Annotated in this window: 13 protein-coding genes; 2 read left to right on the forward strand and 11 right to left on the reverse strand. The window is 55.9% G+C overall.

Features of this window, described 5'->3' with window-relative positions:
* Window positions 1–6: 6 nt before the first annotated feature.
* The 11 genes from HMPREF1121_RS05560 to HMPREF1121_RS05610 form a co-directional block, all read right to left on the reverse strand.
* Window positions 7–1851 (reverse strand): leucine-rich repeat protein, encoded by a 1845-nt coding sequence (locus HMPREF1121_RS05560; protein ID WP_044115233.1) that lies wholly within the window; start codon window positions 1849–1851, stop codon window positions 7–9.
* A gap of 14 nt (window positions 1852–1865) precedes the next feature.
* Window positions 1866–3731 (reverse strand): hypothetical protein, encoded by a 1866-nt coding sequence (locus tag HMPREF1121_RS05565; RefSeq protein WP_156946057.1) that lies wholly within the window; start codon window positions 3729–3731, stop codon window positions 1866–1868.
* Between the two features lie 11 nt (window positions 3732–3742).
* A complete protein-coding gene (locus HMPREF1121_RS05570) occupies window positions 3743–4783 on the reverse strand; it encodes a hypothetical protein (protein ID WP_044115236.1) in 1041 nt (346 codons plus the stop codon).
* Window positions 4780–6189: a hypothetical protein gene (locus tag HMPREF1121_RS05575; protein ID WP_156946058.1), complete on the reverse strand. Its 1410-nt coding sequence runs from the start codon at window positions 6187–6189 to the stop codon at window positions 4780–4782. Before HMPREF1121_RS05575 ends, HMPREF1121_RS05570 begins: the two co-directional genes overlap by 4 nt.
* A gap of 19 nt (window positions 6190–6208) precedes the next feature.
* Entirely contained in the window at window positions 6209–7939 is a 1731-nt protein-coding gene (locus tag HMPREF1121_RS05580; protein WP_044115238.1) for a hypothetical protein, read from the reverse strand.
* Between the two features lie 10 nt (window positions 7940–7949).
* On the reverse strand, window positions 7950–10421 hold the full coding sequence (locus HMPREF1121_RS05585) for a TonB-dependent hemoglobin/transferrin/lactoferrin family receptor (RefSeq protein WP_044115239.1): 2472 nt from the start codon (window positions 10419–10421) through the stop codon (window positions 7950–7952).
* An 8-nt stretch (window positions 10422–10429) separates the two neighbouring features.
* Complete coding sequence (locus HMPREF1121_RS05590; protein ID WP_044115241.1) at window positions 10430–11008, reverse strand: hypothetical protein; 579 nt, start codon at window positions 11006–11008, stop codon at window positions 10430–10432.
* A 13-nt stretch (window positions 11009–11021) separates the two neighbouring features.
* Entirely contained in the window at window positions 11022–12227 is a 1206-nt protein-coding gene (locus HMPREF1121_RS05595; protein WP_198019163.1) for a hypothetical protein, read from the reverse strand.
* 597 nt (window positions 12228–12824) lie between these two features.
* The gene (locus tag HMPREF1121_RS05600; RefSeq protein ID WP_044115244.1) at window positions 12825–13610 is read right to left on the reverse strand and encodes a TrmH family RNA methyltransferase; all 786 of its coding nucleotides are present in this window, start codon (window positions 13608–13610) and stop codon (window positions 12825–12827) included.
* Window positions 13600–14358: a biotin--[acetyl-CoA-carboxylase] ligase gene (locus HMPREF1121_RS05605; RefSeq protein WP_044115245.1), complete on the reverse strand. Its 759-nt coding sequence runs from the start codon at window positions 14356–14358 to the stop codon at window positions 13600–13602. Before HMPREF1121_RS05605 ends, HMPREF1121_RS05600 begins: the two co-directional genes overlap by 11 nt.
* A gap of 38 nt (window positions 14359–14396) precedes the next feature.
* Window positions 14397–14771: an MmcQ/YjbR family DNA-binding protein gene (locus HMPREF1121_RS05610; RefSeq protein WP_044115247.1), complete on the reverse strand. Its 375-nt coding sequence runs from the start codon at window positions 14769–14771 to the stop codon at window positions 14397–14399.
* Between the two features lie 107 nt (window positions 14772–14878).
* Here HMPREF1121_RS05610 and HMPREF1121_RS05615 point away from each other — a divergent pair, with 107 nt between their 5' ends.
* Together HMPREF1121_RS05615 and HMPREF1121_RS05620 are read left to right on the forward strand one after the other, a co-directional pair.
* Window positions 14879–15472, forward strand: a complete 594-nt coding sequence (locus HMPREF1121_RS05615) for a non-canonical purine NTP diphosphatase (RefSeq protein WP_044115249.1) — start codon at window positions 14879–14881, stop codon at window positions 15470–15472.
* A 27-nt stretch (window positions 15473–15499) separates the two neighbouring features.
* Window positions 15500–16252: a lysophospholipid acyltransferase family protein gene (locus HMPREF1121_RS05620; RefSeq protein WP_044115250.1), complete on the forward strand. Its 753-nt coding sequence runs from the start codon at window positions 15500–15502 to the stop codon at window positions 16250–16252.
* Window positions 16253–16460 lie beyond the last annotated feature (208 nt).

Below are 16460 nucleotides of genomic sequence, written 5' to 3' on the forward strand. Positions count from 1 at the left end.
GTGGGACTAATGAGCAGCCTCTACGATGTCGAAGAAGAACGGTGCGTAGCCTGCCTTGACGTACGCTGACTTGCACCCGTGTGGGACGATGAGACGCTCGATGCGCCCCTGCTTTGTCGTACGGAAGAAAGCCATAGAGCCCAGTATCGGAGGGGTCTTCCCGAGAGCTCGAACGGTCTCCAGCGATCCGCATAGGGCGAAGGCCTGATCATCGATGCGCTGAAGGCTCTCTGGAAGCGTGATCTCAGGGAGGCTGCTGGCGTAGAAGGCCAGCGGGCCGATGGTGCGTAAGCGCTGGGGGAGTGTGACGGACTCCTGGATCTGTGCGGAGAAGAAGGCTGCTTCGCCTATGCTCCGAAGTGTAGAGGGGAGGAGGAGCTGCTTGATATTGAGCGCCGTCCTCAGGTCGATCTGCTGATTGATGATGAAGTAGCCATAGGCTCCAGCGGCCAGTGCGCGTGCTCCGAGCGTCTCGAGCCCCTCAGGCAGGCGGAGTGTCTTGGCCTGGATCGTGGAGAGAGGTCCCTTATCCTGATTGGGGTGCTGGATGAAGAAGGTGCTACTGAGTGTGGTGATGGCTGAGGGTCCAGCAAAGGTGATATCATCGAAGCGCCCGGTAAGGGTCACCGCCTTCAGCGATCGGGGGAGGGTAAGCGGACTGCTGAGCTCCAGGAGTGCCCGTAGCTCCTCGAGGCCTTCGGGGAGTACAAGCTCATCCTTTACAGAGGAGATCTTCAGATCATCCTCCCTCCCCGTCAGCTCCACGAAGAGCTTCGGCTGATCACAGTAGAGGCGCTTGAGGCTCTTGGGGAGGTGGAGTTGCTCCGTAGCGAACTCTCCGAGCTCGATCTTCTCATAGCCTTCGGGCAGGGTGAGACTTGTGTAGATGAAGTTGAGCCCGAAGCTGATGAGTCCCTTTAGCCCGCGAGGTAAGGTCAGCGCCTTGATCGTGAGACCTGAAGCGAAGGCCGAGGGGAGGATATCGTCTTCTACAGCTACCGGGGTAGGCTCGGGGTCACTGAAGAAGCGCTTCTTAGGGAGGACAGTGCGACCACCACTGACGATGCGTGTATCGGAGAGATCGAGGGCATCGATGCGGGCATTCTGCTCGCTGAAGAAGAGTAGGTCGGAGCCATTGATCGGGCCATGGACGATGATCTTGGAGAAGTAGGGCATCTCCTTAGCGACCATGGGTAGGAGCCCTGGGACCTTCTGCGTAAGCTCCAGCACTCCATCCGTGTAGGTGTAGGTAGGGGCTGCGTGGTGGCGCACTGTCACAGCTACCGAGTCCTCAGAGAAGAAGCCTGAGAGGGGATTGCCCAGGCGTACATAGACCGTCGTCTCACCATCAGTGAGGCCGCGTACCCGCCCCTCGCTATCGACTGAGGCGATGGAGGGATCGGCGACACTCCATGAGAGTGCCTCTGTAGGCTTGTAGTCTTCGGGGAGGAAGCGGTAGGGGAGCGTGTAGGTCTCGAGGGGATTGATCGTGATCGAGCGATCACGCAGGTAGACCCCAGAGGAGATGAGGGTGAAGTGGCGGCTGGCTCGCACGCGCTTGCCCCCTGACTGGAGTGAGGTCACGAGGACCGTAAGCTCGCCCTTGCGTAGTGGCTTCAGTACGCCCCCGTACTGGATGGATGCGATGCTGGCGTCGGAGACACTCCATGAGAGACGTGGGGACTCGACTCGAGGAGTAGAGGTGACCGAGAGGTGGTACTCCCTACCCGTATAGAGGGTGTCGGAGCCTAAGGAGGCTATCGTGAGCGTCTCGATGGCGGGATCCTCCTGTGAGCAGGAGAGAAGGGAGAGGATGGCGAGGAGCGCCGTGATGGCGATGCGGTAGTTCATCGTGCTGAGCGTGCTTAGTGCGTCTGACGGATGGTGAAGATGATGGGGGATAGACCTTCGCCCGTCGGGGGGATAAGGCGTATCTGGGTGCTGCGATCAGCTCCACTCGTATTCTTATCCAAGTAGAAGGCGATCGAGCTGACATAGCCCGTCTCGGGGTCTATCCCGAGCTCTGCCTGGATCCAGCCACTGCGCGCCTGAGGCTTGGTGATCTGGATCTGCTCCTGTGAGAGATTGGTGGTGAGGGCAATCGTGGCGACGACCATCTTGCTGCTCTCATCGTCGGGGAGCGCTGCCAGATCAAGAGTGGTGTCTTCGCTGGTGGCGAACTCATATACTCCCGTGAAGGGTGCTTGCTCACAAGTGAACTGCAGAGGAGCCAGCTTCGGTCCTATATATTCGCTTCCTACATACGTGCCAAAGGTGGCGGTGATGGAGAAGCGTCGGATGGTGCGTAGCGGGTTAGCTGTGACACGTATTCCCTTGAAATTCGTTAGATCGGGGTAGTGGATAGTCGAGCCCTCGGGTACAGGGAGTTCCGCTCCCCAAGAGCGCTCGGGGAGGGTGACGAAGGTTGGGCGAGTCCACTCGATATCATCAAAGTGAAGATTCGTCCGGTAGCTGAGGGCAAACTCAGATGCTTCAGCTGGGAGGGTGATACGCTCCTCGCTCTTGCCATGCTGGCTGTGGAGATAGAGATGGCGGTTGTGGTTGGGTAGCTGGAGGAATCCCCAAAGCTTCTGATCGTTCGCATCATTGGTGATACAGTAGACGAGGCTGAAGCCCTTGCTCATCAGGAGTGAGAGATCGAGGAAGTCTGCACTCGTCGTGGTCTGCCCCGTGAGGGTGACTCCGCCGGGGCTCTTGATGAGTCGGAAGTACCGCTGGAGCGCTGGACGCTCCATCTGCTCATCCTGCGTATTGACGGCGTATTGCCAGAAGGGACTACGATACTTCTCTCGGTAGTCTGGCGTCACCTCGCCATCGCCATTCCGCTCTATCTGACCCTCGAGGTTGTGACTGTCGATATAGACAGTGAGGTGGAGCTTGCTCAGCGGTAGGTCGGTCTTCAGTGGGATAGAGATCTGCTGGGGAAGCATCCCAAGGCTTGTGAACATCTGCTCGGGGTGCACAAACGAGACGGTAGAGTGCCCCAGCTGGAGGTAGTCAAAGGAGATCTTTTGGTCTGCGAACTGAGCATCAGCGAGCGTGATGCGTACTCGGCGCTGTGCCATACTCGTCGGGATAGCATCTGCACGGAGGCTGATACCCCAGCTATCCCCTGTCTTGATGATCTGTAGGTCGTGCACCCAATCGCTCGAGCCTTCACCGTAGTCATAGCTTATGCGTAGCTGATCGCCGGAGAGGTTGGTGCGGAAGAGTATGGGGTCGGTATGGGTCCCTCCAGTGGCGGAAAGAGGTATCGTGTAGATCTTCTCTTTGTTGCTATAGTATGTGCTCAAGGGGAAGCCCAAGACAGGGATATCGGGGAAGAGATACCTATCGGTAGCCAGTGATTCGTCTGCCTCCTGACGGATCGTGATACGGCGGGCTGCCTGGCGCCCTCCTCGCTCGATGATCTGGAGGATGAGTTCTGCTTGGCGGGCGAAGGGCGTACTATTGCGGGCTGCATAGACGAGGAGCTGACCACGACGAAGCTCTGTCTCGATCCAGTCCTCTGCCTCGGTGATCTGTAAGCGCTCATCGGTGACTGAGGAGGAAAAGGGTATATATAGCGTATCCCCTGTACTGCGAGCCGTGAGCTCCAGGCCTTTGCCGCCATCATTGAGGTCAAGCTGTGGTGTCTCCGCTGTACTACGACAGGCGGAGAGGAGGAGTATCGAGAGGAGGGCGAGGAGGTAGGCTTTGACTTTCATCATCATGTGTGTAGCTACTTGGACTTGACCTTGTGTAGGGTAATGTAAGCCGAGATCATCCCTGGCTCAGAGATATGGACGAGGGTAGACTCCTCTTCGTCACGTACGAGCTCCATGATCAGGGTGACGTCGTGCCGTGCGTAGGTCGTGGCTATCGGGGGGATGACGTCGATCTCGAAGGTGCCAGCATAGTGGTCGGTATCTCCTCGGAAGGGGAAGAGTGGGAAGGTCAGGAGGACCTTACTCCCAGCGACACGCCACGTCCCCTTATAGATATTGATCCCATACTGCAGGACGGGGAGTGAGCTCAGCAGTACCTGACCATTGCTTTGGAAGCTCAGTTGGTAGCGCGAGAGGAGTGGATAAACATTATATAGGGCGTCATCGATATAGAGGACACGCTTCCAGGTCTCAAGGTCGACGCGATAGGAGCCGAGGATGGTACGATAGTCTATTGGGGCTTGGCTAATCGGATTGCGTTCGCTCCAAGATGGGTCGATGACATCGGTCTCCTTGCTCCAGTAGTCATCTTGAGCCCCCTTACCCGTCATCAGCGCCGAGAAGCTGTAGTCGGGATTGACAAAGAAGGCCTCCATAGTGAGCATGTTATTCAATAGGTTGAAGCGACGAATCTTCATCCGATACTCCAGATCTCCCCCGATGGGAGAGCCGACTCGTACAAGGAGCTCTTCGGGGGCCTTGGGGTCCAGAGTCCAGGTACCTGTGTAGTAGAAGATTGTGCTCCCAAACTCCTCGATGACATAGGTGGCATAGACTTGCCCTGTCTTAGAGAGATAGAGGGAGTTGAGATGCTTGCCTGCTACGTTGAGTATGGGTCGGGCTGCAGCGGATAGGTTCCCGAGACGTTGTGGGAGGATCACCTCTTGCTTCTCGTGGTCGATCTTCCACGTCACGCCGAGTAGCTTCTCCAGGGTGAGTGAAGAGGGGAACTGGATGCGACTCTTCTGTCCCGAGGGATCGGTCGGGAGATCATTGGTGCAGGCGGTGATGAGCGCAAGGAGTAGCGCAAGGAGGTAGGGGCGTCTGCTTATCATCGGGGCTGAGGTGTGAGGGTGATCTTCTTGAAGTCGGCGATATAGCCACTTTGTAGAGCTACGGAGAAGGCTGGTGTGGCGAGGCCTGTGGTGACATCGTAGGTATAGTATCCGTTGTAGGGAGCTTCGCTACTTGTACGGACATAGCGCAGATAGAGGCGCCCGTCGATGACCGTCCCGATATTCACACCTTGGCGGAAGGCCGAAGAGGGGCGTAGTGACGCTATTGGCTCTGCTTGGCGTGTCGCCAGATCGATGGTGTAGTACTGCCATTCGTCTTGGGGGATCTCGCTTCTGATAGCTGATAGCTGGTGGGCAGAGACCATCGTTAGGAGTTTGCCTTGGTAGACATAGATCCCGTTGAATCGTGCGGGGTAGCTGAGGCCAAGATCCGAGATCTTTACCTGCCAGTCGGGGTCTACTTCATGGCTACCATGGCGGATGCGATAGATGAGAGAGTTCTGATAGAAGCCAAGGAGGTCACCTCCTTGGGCGAGGAGGTAGAGGTCCCCGGCTTCGTCATGGGCATATTGCAGGAGCTCGGAGGGAGTGCCGAGACGTCCTGTATTCGGCAGGTAGGAGAGCGAGAGGAGGCGGCCTCCGTTCTTAGCTTCGTAGGCGACGAGGTAGCAGTCTCGAGAGAGGTTGGTATGGGCATCGGACTGGAGCTCTGCATCCATGATCAGTGTCCCTTCGTGCAGTACCATGAGCTTCATCCCCAGGACGAGGCGGGGGAGCTGCTGGCCCGATAGAGCAGGTGTCTTCTCGAGGATGAACTGGCGGATACGCTCCTTGTCGGCTTCGGAGATGAGGATCTTTGCTGGGAGCTTCGCCATCGTCTTGGGGTCGAAAGTCGTCACCTCTATGATACGGTCTATAGCTGGAGGTTGGATCAGGAAGCCGAGCTGCTCCCCGATGGCGAAGTTTTTCTCCGCTTGACTAAAGCCGTCGGCATCACTCTCGAGGTAGGCTCGCTCGCCGATAGCTTGAGCTGAGGGTGAGAATGTGAGGCGTACGGGATTATTGATGAGGAGATCTCCTTGGGCATGGTTGTTCACCGCATTGGAGTAGCGGTAGATCTGGCCATGAGCCTTTAGCAGGCCACCGCCATCCGAGCCAAAGCGCCCGAAGAGGGTATTCCGCTCAAGGATATTGTTGACTCCATCGGAGGTGGGGAGGTGGTCGAAGTAAGAGATATAGCTCTCCTTGTAGCTGAGCCCCTTCATCGGACCCGCAGGGATCGTCGTACTCTTGTAGGTCATCAGCACATAGCGGTCAGCTCCGAGCGTCTCCTCAGTCTCAGACGGGGTGGACGTGGTGTGAGGCGCCTCTTCCTTGCGGCAGCCTCCGAGGAAGAGTGTGAAGATGAGTAGCGAGAGTGCTGTATAGCGAGATAGCTTATTCATAGGGAAGTGCATCGGCGGGTTATTCTTGCTGGCCAGCGGAAGCATAGTAGATGCGTAGGCCCTCTGGGGCGTTCTTGACGACACAGCCTGGATTGACTGTGATGGAGCTGGCGCTTATATTCGCCTTAGTGAGGTGACCGAAGTCGATGTAATCGATCTTACTATTGCGAGAGGTGACGCCCCCGAGGCCTTGGAGATAGATCAAGCCCTTGAAGCCTCGCCACTGCTCTCCGCTGAAGTCAAGGATATTGAAGGCAAACCATATCGCTTGCTCATCAGCATGGGGGACGTACTTGCTCGGAGGGAGGCTTACCGCCAGCCCGTAGACCGAGGCGAAGTGACTGCGTAGGTACTCGTGATCCAGGGATGTATGGACAAGAGAGTTGTAGTCACGAAGAGTGAGGTTGCCCTTCTTCTTGGCTGAAGGGGGAACGTTGATTTGTTCGACTTCCTCGACTTCCACATCGAAGGCAAAGGTGTGGGAGAGACTGGGTGCCGTGAGTGTCTTCGTCGCGCCTGAGAAGAGAACGTGCTGGAGCTGGGGAGTGGTACTTGAATTAAGGGGCGAAAGGTCAATCTCTGGGGCATAGAGATGGAGCAACTCGACCTTCTGGAGTGCGGGGCATCCTGCTAAGGTAAAGCGTACATTACGTCCCCAACTACTGCGTGCTACAGCTCCCTTTTTAGGACGTATGCCGATGGATAGCTCTTGGAGAGCAGGGAGCTTGAGCTTGTCAAAGGAGGCTCGGTCGAAGTCTTGGCGCTCAGCAAAGGTGACCTGTAGTCTCTGTAGCTGAGGAAGCTGATTGCTGAGCTGTGTGATGAAGGTGTTGTCAAAGGGGAGGGGACGATAGCGCAGCCCATCAGCACCGTAGACGTCACCTGCCTCCACCGTGATAGATAGGGATGTGATGCTCGGACTGACCTTGCCGAGGAGGTCAATATCTCGCAGGCGGACATCCTCGAGATAGAGCGAGTTCGCCTGCTCTACGCCGAGGCTGGAGAGGCTGGAGAAGTAGCTCTTGCTGACGATGAGCTTGAAGCGGGCATCGGGGTGCTGACGTATGGTGAGGTTGGGCGTCCCTGTGACCTGAATCTCTCGGAGCTTAGCGCAGTCGGTGGCATCGACGATGAGTCCATCTTTAGCCCCTTTGATCTGGAGTCTACGCAAATCTTTCAGGCCACGCAGGTCGAGGCGCTCAAGTTGTCCCGCTGAGATCTCCAGTGAGGTCGTGCGAGGGTAGGCCGAGAGGTTATAGAGCTCACTCATGTCTCGAGGTACATAGTCCATACCCTCGGGCTGAGAGTAGTTGCCATCCTCAAGGGTTAGAAGGACCAGGCTCGGATCATCTTCGTAGGAGGAGAGATAACCATGCTCGAGGAAGTAGGCGATACGCTTCTTTCCATTGAGATACCTCTTGCGATGCTTAGAATCATAGAGGTAGATCAGGTGGGCATCAGCGAACTTCTCCGCTTTGTCTAATACGCTTTGTAGCGAGTCGCGGACCACCTTGTCACTAAGTAGCTCCAGCTCTTGGCGAGCTAAATCGAAGGCCAGCTGGCGAATGTAGGCGTTGGCTCGGCTTTGGATCTCCGCTTGATTCATCTGGAGCCGTCCACCGGCCTCTGGACTTATCTGCTGCTCATCACGAGGCAGAGGCTCGTAGGAGCGGTGGCAAGCGGAGAGGCATAAGAGGGCGCCTAAGAGAAGGAAATAGCTTGCGTAGCGATTGATGATCTTGTCCATCATAGACGGGGGGCTATAGCTTGAATTCGAGAGAGAGGTTGGCATAGCGGCGTGGCTGGGAGAAGCGTATGACGGACTCCAGTCCACCGCGGAAGAAGTCGCTGTGCTGGACGAGCATTACGGGGCTGATGATCTGGCGCAGGTCATCCCAAAGCCAGTAGCGGGTATCGGTGAGGTTCATGATCGAGGCACGCAGGGTGAAGTGCTTAGCCAGCTTGACGTAGGCGAAGAGATCCACCGTCACAGCGTTCTGAAAGAAGTAGTAGGGGAACTGGCTGATCTGCTCATCACCATAGAAGCTCTTGACGAAGCGTGTCTGGTCAACGTCCTTTGCCTTGAGGAAGTTTGCGCGTAGACTGATACCTGCTCGCTCTTTGGGGAGGTCGTAATCTAGCCCGAGGACAGCCTTCAGCGGCTGGATCGCAAGCATTGATGTGCCATCGCTGAATCGCCCCTCGGAGTAGTTCAGGGAACCCGTGAGCATGAATTGTCCCGCTCGCTTGAGTTGTGGTAGGAGTTCCTCGAGGAAGAGGCTCGTGCTGAAGTCAATCCCCCAGAGGCGAGCATTCTTCTTATTCTCATTGATCGAGTAGGCGACATCTCTATTCTGCCCATCCAAGAAGACCTTCTGTACCCCATATAGCGGCTCTATGTAGTCCTTATAGGTGTTGTAGTAGAAGCTCAGATCGTACGCAAAGTACTTAGGATCAGCTGTACCTATATGCCACTCATGGTTGAACGATAGCTCACGACGGAGCTTGGGGTTCGATAGTACGAAGAAGGCTGGTGAGAGACTGACGTACTGGAAGAATCGCTCCTGTGAGGTCGGTACGCGGTAGCCCGTGGAGAATTTGTAGCCGACGCTTAGGTAGGGATTGAAGTCATAGCTGATGATCGCCATGGGGGTAAATCCCCATTCTTGTATGCTGGCCTTGTCGAAGTCCATCCCAGCTGTCTTGAGATTCCCGATGAGGTATCCCAGATAGTTGAAGTCGTTGTCTCCCTGCCAGTCGCGGGTGCGGGAGGAGAAGAGGTCGTAGCGTATCCCTAAGTCGAGCTTGAGACGGCCAAGCTGGATCTTATCTGAGAGGGCTACGGAGAGGTTGTCTCGATCGGCTGGGCGCTGGAAGGAGTAGATGTAGGAGCTCTGAGGTAGCTCTTCTCCGAAGCGATAGAATTGCCCCTTGTAGCGCACCCCCTCTCGGTAGGTGTTTAGCGGACGGCTGATGTCGACATTCTTATCTGTGGTATGGTGATGGAGATAAGAGGCATGTAGCGTGAAGAAGTGATACCCGAGTGCGCCGAAGTCTTGGGGCTTAGAGGTGGCCTTGAGGGCAATAGCTTGGTCGTAGAAGCTCATCCCCTTGAGTAGACGGCGCGTACCTGCTGGGAGATAGTTGGGGCGAAAGTTGCTGATCTCGGGGCGGTATATGGAGCTACGTGTATCGGCGTCGAGGAAGGACTGCTGTCCATTGACATAGATATTAAGCTGGTTGAGCCACGAGGACTCGAGTGGGGTGAATCGGTAGTTGACGTCATAGCGACGGGTCAGTACCTGGTCGTGCCCATAGTAGTAGGGCTCGTGCTGTGAGGTGAGCACATAGGCAGGCTCCATGGACCAGACTTCGGAGTCGGTCACTTTGTTTTGGCTATAGTAGGAGGCTGTGAGCTTGTGATCTCCGTGGCGGTAGGCTATCTTGCCGAGGAAGCTCTGCTGCCGATACTCCATCGGGTCGGGTCGGGTAGCGAAGATGCTACGTCGTAGCTCCCCTGTCCCGAAGTTCCGTACCTCATGTCCCGTGCGTTCAGCATAGAGAGCGAGAGCTTCTATCCCCTTATAGACGACTGCACCACCGAGCGAATAGATACGCCCTTTGGCCATGTTGTCTCCACCGATCTTCCCCTGTATCCCATAGATTCGCCCAGGCTCGATCATAGTCTGTGCCTCCTTGGTCTCGAAGTTCACGGCGCCTCCGAGAGCACCAGTGCCGTGCTCGAAGGAGGAAGCCCCCTTCTTGATCTCCACCTTCTTAATGAACTCGGTCTCGAACTGTGGGCGGGCTGAGTTGATGAGTCCATAGGAGCTGAAGACGACGTTCGTCTCCGTCTCGGCCTGTGGCAAGCCATCGACAGAGATGGATACGCGATTCTCATCTACCCCACGTATGGCAAAGCCTTTGTTTCCATAGCGGGATACCGACTCAGAGATACCGACCCCTGGCATGTAGCGTACGAAGTCCTTCGTCGAGAGGATGAACTGCCGGCTGATATCGCGATCGGAGACGACCTCTCGGCCGATCTCTTTCTTCTGTACCTTCTTCTCTCGCTTCTTGTCCTTGACATTGACCTCTTTGATGACGTAGGTGCGGCGCACGGTCGTATCGGTCTTGCTCTTCGCTGGCTCCTGTTGCTGGGCGAGGGTAGGTAGGGTCGCAAGCAGGCCGAGTGAGAGGATGCTGGGCAAGAGCGTATATCTTGTCTTCATGGGGCGTATTAGTTGCGGTAATAGGTCAGGTGATAGAGGGGCTCGATGCTGATGCCGAGAGGCTTGTCGAGATAGCTCTGGCGCTCATCGACGCTGACGCGCTTGCCATCAGGCAGGGTGAAGGCTTTGAGGCGGAGGATGAAGCGGTCTTGGCTCTGACTCGTGCTCCCCTGGCGCTTCAGCAGGGTCTCAGCGTCTATGACAATAGGCTCCGTGAAGATCGGACTGCGCAAGAGAGCCCCACGGAAGGTGAGCTTGTCCAGCTGCGTCTGATACTCATAGATACAGCCTCCGAGGTCTATCGTCGCTGAGCGATTCTGCCCATCATAATAGAGCAGGAGTGGGAGCTGTGCCGTACCGTCGATGCTGACCTCATTATTGTTGCCGAAGATGATGTAGCGGTCATAGTCATCGAGCTTGAAGGTGCGGAAACGCAGGACTTCGTTGTCGGCGATACTGGGATCTTGCTTGATATTGATGTAGTTCTCCTCATGCTCCAGCTCGCGCTTGAAGCAACTTTGTAGGCCAGCCGATAGGGCGCTTATGAAGAGGATGATCTGGAGGATATGTCGTGTCGGTGTCATCATAGCTCGTCGGTACTTAGGGTGCGGGACGGAAGCTCACAGGGCCAGCCCATACATAGTTGGGGGCATAGTTTCGCACCAGGATCGTGCCCCAGTGCTGGCGCTCGTCGTAGATACTATAGAAGAGGTAGGGGTCGAGCGGACCTTCCTGTCCCGTGTCGTCCAAGCCATATTCGTAGCGGGGGATAAGCTGGCGAGGGCTGTCCTTGTACTTAGCTTGGTCGTACTCGAGGGTGATAGCGATGGTATAGCGACTGCTCTTGGGGTAGTCCGCGGAGGGCTTGAGTGGAAGGATGAGCGTCAGATAGCGCTCACCGAAATAATACCTCTGCCCCGTGGGCTCCATCGGGCCATTGAGCACGGCAAAGATTGAGTTGTTGATGCCACGCCCCCTACCCTCAAAGGACTTGAAGATCTCCCCGCGCTGGTAGCCGTAGGGGAAGGAGTAGTAGCTCGTGGGGAGCTGAAGAGAGTCCAGCTGTAGCTGATGGTCTCGCCCGAAGGTGATCTTCCCCTCGAAGAGCTTCTCCATAGTGTAGGGGATTCGGAGGGTGTAGCCTGAGTCCTCACCACGCTTGTATGCCTCCTGATGCCATACCTTTCCCTCAAGCTCGGACTCGCGACCCGTGAAGCTCTTATATGATGCTAGCTCTTGGTTTATACGACCGATAGCTCGCTCTTGTACGAAGGTGCAGAGCTGCTCCTCCTTCTGCTGGTCTCGCAGCGCATAGCTCGGAGCTTCCTTCTCGAGGAACTGTCGGAGCTCCCCCTCAAGAGCGGAGCGGATCTGAAGAAGTACTGTGGGGTCTGTAGCTGGATATTCCTCTGACGCGGAGCCAGCTGAGCCTAGGCGAATCATCGTCTGGAAGTGGTCGAAGTGCTCACTTGCCAAGAGGGTCTGCAAAGAGTGCGCGCGTAAGCTGAAGCTGAGAGCCTTGCGGACGTAGGTGACCTGACTGTGGAAGAATGGATCGCTGCTCAATGTGCCAGCTGAGACTCCTCTATGAAGGTAGAGCTCTTCCAATCCTCGCTCCACACCGAGAGGATCGGTGAATGCGCTGGAGAAGAGGCTGTCTATTCGATGGGCAAGCATGCCTTTCTGCTGCAGTTGTTGCTCATAGAGCTCCTTGCCAGGGTCATGGCCCGACTCATGACAGCTGCAGAGCAAGAGTAAGAGCGATAGCATCAGGGGGAGGTGACGTGCGCTCATATTTGTTTGCATTTGTTTGTACTTTATGTAGCTATCCTATGCTATAAATGGTTGACACAAAGGAATGCTGAATCTTACCTACCCGCAATCCTCGTTAGTAGGTAGTTTTCTTCGGTAGCCTACCCATTTATGGTGAATGTTGGGGTGAAGCATGGGATGAAGGAGAGCTTGTTAGAGGAAGTAGCACCTTACACCTCTTTACATTGGGTATCCCCTTGTAAAGGGCTTCTCCTTTGTCTCAACCATACACGTCCTAGGGCGAAGTACTACCTTATTGTATATAGGTATATGGGCGTGTGGGTAGAGCTTATATAGGATGGTGAAGAAAGCTATATAGCATTGTGAAGTGACCTCTATTAGGTTGTTGCTTCGCGTAGGGATAAAAGTTGTGGACGAGTGGCAGATAAGTTTGGGCTACGTACGTGGCTCTAATATCTACGTACGTGGCTCTTTGGGTTTACGTGCCTGGTCTTTAAGACTACGTGCATAGATAGAAGAATATCACTACGGGAAGATGCTCTTTATACCCCATATACGAATAAATTTGCCCCCCACTACATCCTGTGTAGATGCAGTGGGGGGCAAGCTGATGAAGTGTTGACTGCAGCCTTAGAGACGGCGGCGGAGCTCGCCGAGGAGGAGCGCCGTAGCGATGGCTACATTGAGGGATTCGGTATGGGAGTTCTCTGCTGGATAGGGCGGGATCGTGATGCGGCGGTCGATGTGCGGCTCCAGATCGGGGTGGATGCCTTGACCTTCATTGCCCATGATGAGTAGCACGGGCTCATCCTTTCCCATAGGAAGCTCCGTCGTGTAGAGGTCTTCGCCCCCGAGGAAGGTGCCGAGGCGTGGCCCCGAGAAGCCCTTGAGGAAGGCGACTGTATCGCTTAGGCGATGGACCTTGACACGGGTGAGTGCGCCCATTGTGGCCTGTACGACCTTTGGCGCGAAGGGATCGGCTGTGCCTGGAGCGAGGTAGAGGTGCTCGATGCCGAACCAGTCCGCCGTGCGGATGATCGTACCGAGGTTCCCTGGATCTTGGATGCGATCAAGGAGCAGGCTGACGCCCGAAGCGATGGGACTTCCCTCGTCCTCTTGGGGAAGGGCGAAGACCCCAAGAAGGGGCTGAGGCTCGCGCTGCGAACTTACACGCCCCCAGTCGAAGCTCTCGGGCACGACCTCGAGGCGCTTGGGACGGAGGGCTTGCGGTAGCTTGTCGAGCTGTCGAGCGAAGCCACGTGCCGTCTCTTCATCAGCAAGAAGAAGCTCACAGGGGAAGGCGCCGAGCATCTCCCCTGTGAGCTTAATTCCCTCGGCGATGAAGCGCTGCTGCGATGAGCGGCCCTTGGCATCGTGGAGGCTGCGGATGTCCTTGATCTCTGCCTTACTCAGCATCGAAGCGGACTTCCTTGAAGGCATAGGCACGCTCCCAGCCATCCTCACGCTGTAGGACGAGGCGGCCTTCGGGAGTGACGTCCTTGATCTGTGCACGGAACTGCCCCTGGATATCGGTGAAGAGGAAGAAACCGTCTCTGCGATACAGATACTTCATATAGCGGCGGTGCACATCTTGGTAGCGACCGAGGAGGAAGTCGGGGAGCAGCTGCGAGAGCTCGCTATGCAGACGGATGAGGACTTCCATGGGCTCGAGGCTTCTGCCCGTGATCATGCGCAGAGAGATAGCTGAGGGGAGCTCGGGGGGGAAGGCTTCGTCATTGATATTCATCCCGATGCCGATGACCGAATAGTCTACACGGGCCCCCGTGAGGCTGTGCTCGATGAGGATACCAGCGAGCTTGCGGTCGCCGTAGAAGATATCGTTTGGCCACTTGACGCGGAGCTGCTGCTTCTGGTCGTCGGTCATGTAGGAGGCGAAGGTGCGCATCACTGCCCAGGCTGCCAGCTCCGAGACGGCGAACTGCTGCTTGCCCTGCAGCATGTCGGAGCGCAGGAGGATGGAGAAGGTCAGGCTATCTCCTGGGCGCGAGGTCCAGGTGTTACCTCGCATACCACGCCCTGCCGTCTGCTGGCGGCATACGACGGTGTGGAGCTGAGGGAGGTCACGCCCCGAGGCGATCTGACCTGTGAGATAGGTATTCGTGCTGTCTACCTGGTCGATGAATTCAAGCAGTGAAGTATCCATGTGCTTAGGTAATATTGAGGGTGGGTGAATAGGTGGGGTTAGTCTTCTTCGGGTAGGGGAGTGATACCGAGCTCGGTGCGTACCCGCTTCGTGAGCTTAGCTGAGGCCTCATTCCATGAGTGGCGGATGAGGGAGCGAAGGAGTTTCGGTGGAAGGTGCTGATCAAGGAGCAGGGTATTCCAGTACTTTTTGTTGAGGTGGTAGCCTGGTATGATGGCAGGGTAAGTAGCTCGGAGATCCTCAGCTCTTTCGGGATCGCACTTGAGAGAGAGCCGAGGCTCACCCCCGTCTGGCATCATGATAGCGAAGATGCGATCCACGACTTTATATACGATATATCCGTCCCCAAAGGGCATGCTCTCACTGCTGTGAGGGAGCGAGAGACAGTAGTCATGCAGCTGCTCAATATCCATAGAATGTTTTAAGATATGTATATTATCCTTACATTTGCCCCAGCATATGAAGCCTGACTGGTGAGTTTTCAAGCTCTAAGTGAGGCGCTGCTTATGATAACAAATGTATGAAAAAGCTGGTATTTGCGAGCAATAATGCCCATAAGCTGGAGGAGGTCCGTGCCCTCTTCTCTGGACGCCTAGAGGTCGTCAGCCTGACTGACATCGGGTGTCACGAGGAGATCCCTGAGACCGCCGATACGCTGGAGGGGAATGCCCTCATCAAGGCGCGCCACGTGTGGGAGCGCTACGGGCTCTATTGCTTTGCCGATGATACGGGACTCGAGGTCGAGGCTCTTGACGGAGCTCCTGGAGTCTACTCTGCGCGCTTCGCAGGGGAGCATGCTACCTTCGAAGAGAATGTAGCCCTCCTTCTGGAGCGTCTCCAGGGTGTACCTGCCCCACGTCGTGCCTGCTTCCGTACCGTCATCGCCCTTATCGATGAGTACGGGACCCACTTCTTCGAGGGTGCTGTCAATGGAGAGATTACTCTCGAGCGCTCGGGTGACCATGGCTTCGGCTATGACCCCGTCTTCCGCCCCGAAGGATGCCAGCAGACTTTCGCTGAGCTGAGTAGTGAGGAGAAGAATGCGATGAGTCACCGCGGATGTGCTGTCCAGCGCCTGGCTCGCTATCTCCATGCTCTGCCTCTCGACGAATAGTGATAAGGTGAATGCATAACTAGTCCTATGAAGTCTCTCACGCTCGGTCGCATCGTCTACCTCATCTATTTCTTCCTGATAGGTGGACCGCTCCTTGTCTTAGCTACGATCGTCTGCTGCCTTACGATCATCATTGCGAGCTATACAGGTGCCCCAGCATCGTTCATCAGCCGAGCTACCAAGCTCTGGTCTTGGACGTGCCTGGCCGTGTCGCTGTGCCGTGTCGAGGTCCGTGGCCGAGAGAATCTACCGACATCCGATGCGCCCTGCGTAGTGGTAGCCAACCATCAGAGCGCTTACGATATATTTGTCCTCAATGCCTATATAGGTATCCCCTTCAAATGGGTGATGAAGTCCGAGCTACGCCGTCTCCCGCTTGTGGGTAAAGCATGTGAAGCTGCACACTTCATCTTCGTCGATGAGACGCGTGTCTCTTCTATTGCACAGACGATTGAGGATGCCAAGAAAGTCCTGGCGACAGGCAACTCTATATTCATCTTCCCTGAGGGAAGTCGTACCGAGACGGGGCGTCTTACCCGATTTAAGAAGGGAGCTTTCGTGATGGCCTCAGAGCTGGATGTCCCCATCCTGCCCGTCACGATCGATGGGGCCTTTGAGGTCCTACCGCGTGGTACCTACCTGCCGCATCCACGTCGCGTGGTGCTGACGGTACACCCCGCTTTTCATATGAGCGAGCAGGGCACTCCGCCGGCACATATCCCGGCCTCAGCACGCCTTGCACAGCAGACCATCGCCTCGGCTCTGCCCGCTAAAGGGTAGTTCCTCGTAGTGTGAGACATATCTAAAGACATCATAGCGTGGGTGGAGTGACTCTTGGAGTCGCTCCGCCCACACTTGTTTTTGGTCTCTTCCCTCTCTATGGGTAGGGGCGCTTTGCTCATAAAAGACTAATTTAAGGGTTCGGTAGCGCATCTTATTAGTAGAGGAATGTACTATACTTTTAGTATAGACGTTCTATGTACCGTGG

Source organism: Porphyromonas sp. KLE 1280, from assembly GCF_000700805.1.
GTDB classification, from domain to species: Bacteria; Bacteroidota; Bacteroidia; order Bacteroidales; family Porphyromonadaceae; genus Porphyromonas; species Porphyromonas pasteri.

Bases quoted from the DNA above. Each gene is read 5' to 3' on its own strand.
- HMPREF1121_RS05560 (WP_044115233.1), bottom strand. From the start codon at position 1,851: ATGAACTACCGCATCGCCATCACGGCGCTCCTCGCCATCCTCTCCCTT.
- HMPREF1121_RS05565 (WP_156946057.1), bottom strand. From the start codon at position 3,731: ATGATGAAAGTCAAAGCCTACCTCCTCGCCCTCCTCTCGATACTCCTC.
- HMPREF1121_RS05570 (WP_044115236.1), bottom strand. From the start codon at position 4,783: ATGATAAGCAGACGCCCCTACCTCCTTGCGCTACTCCTTGCGCTCATC.
- HMPREF1121_RS05575 (WP_156946058.1), bottom strand. From the start codon at position 6,189: ATGAATAAGCTATCTCGCTATACAGCACTCTCGCTACTCATCTTCACA.
- HMPREF1121_RS05580 (WP_044115238.1), bottom strand. From the start codon at position 7,939: ATGATGGACAAGATCATCAATCGCTACGCAAGCTATTTCCTTCTCTTA.
- HMPREF1121_RS05585 (WP_044115239.1), bottom strand. From the start codon at position 10,421: ATGAAGACAAGATATACGCTCTTGCCCAGCATCCTCTCACTCGGCCTG.
- HMPREF1121_RS05590 (WP_044115241.1), bottom strand. From the start codon at position 11,008: ATGATGACACCGACACGACATATCCTCCAGATCATCCTCTTCATAAGC.
- HMPREF1121_RS05595 (WP_198019163.1), bottom strand. From the start codon at position 12,227: ATGCAAACAAATATGAGCGCACGTCACCTCCCCCTGATGCTATCGCTC.
- HMPREF1121_RS05600 (WP_044115244.1), bottom strand. From the start codon at position 13,610: ATGCTGAGTAAGGCAGAGATCAAGGACATCCGCAGCCTCCACGATGCC.
- HMPREF1121_RS05605 (WP_044115245.1), bottom strand. From the start codon at position 14,358: ATGGATACTTCACTGCTTGAATTCATCGACCAGGTAGACAGCACGAAT.
- HMPREF1121_RS05610 (WP_044115247.1), bottom strand. From the start codon at position 14,771: ATGGATATTGAGCAGCTGCATGACTACTGTCTCTCGCTCCCTCACAGC.
- HMPREF1121_RS05615 (WP_044115249.1), top strand. From the start codon at position 14,879: ATGAAAAAGCTGGTATTTGCGAGCAATAATGCCCATAAGCTGGAGGAG.
- HMPREF1121_RS05620 (WP_044115250.1), top strand. From the start codon at position 15,500: ATGAAGTCTCTCACGCTCGGTCGCATCGTCTACCTCATCTATTTCTTC.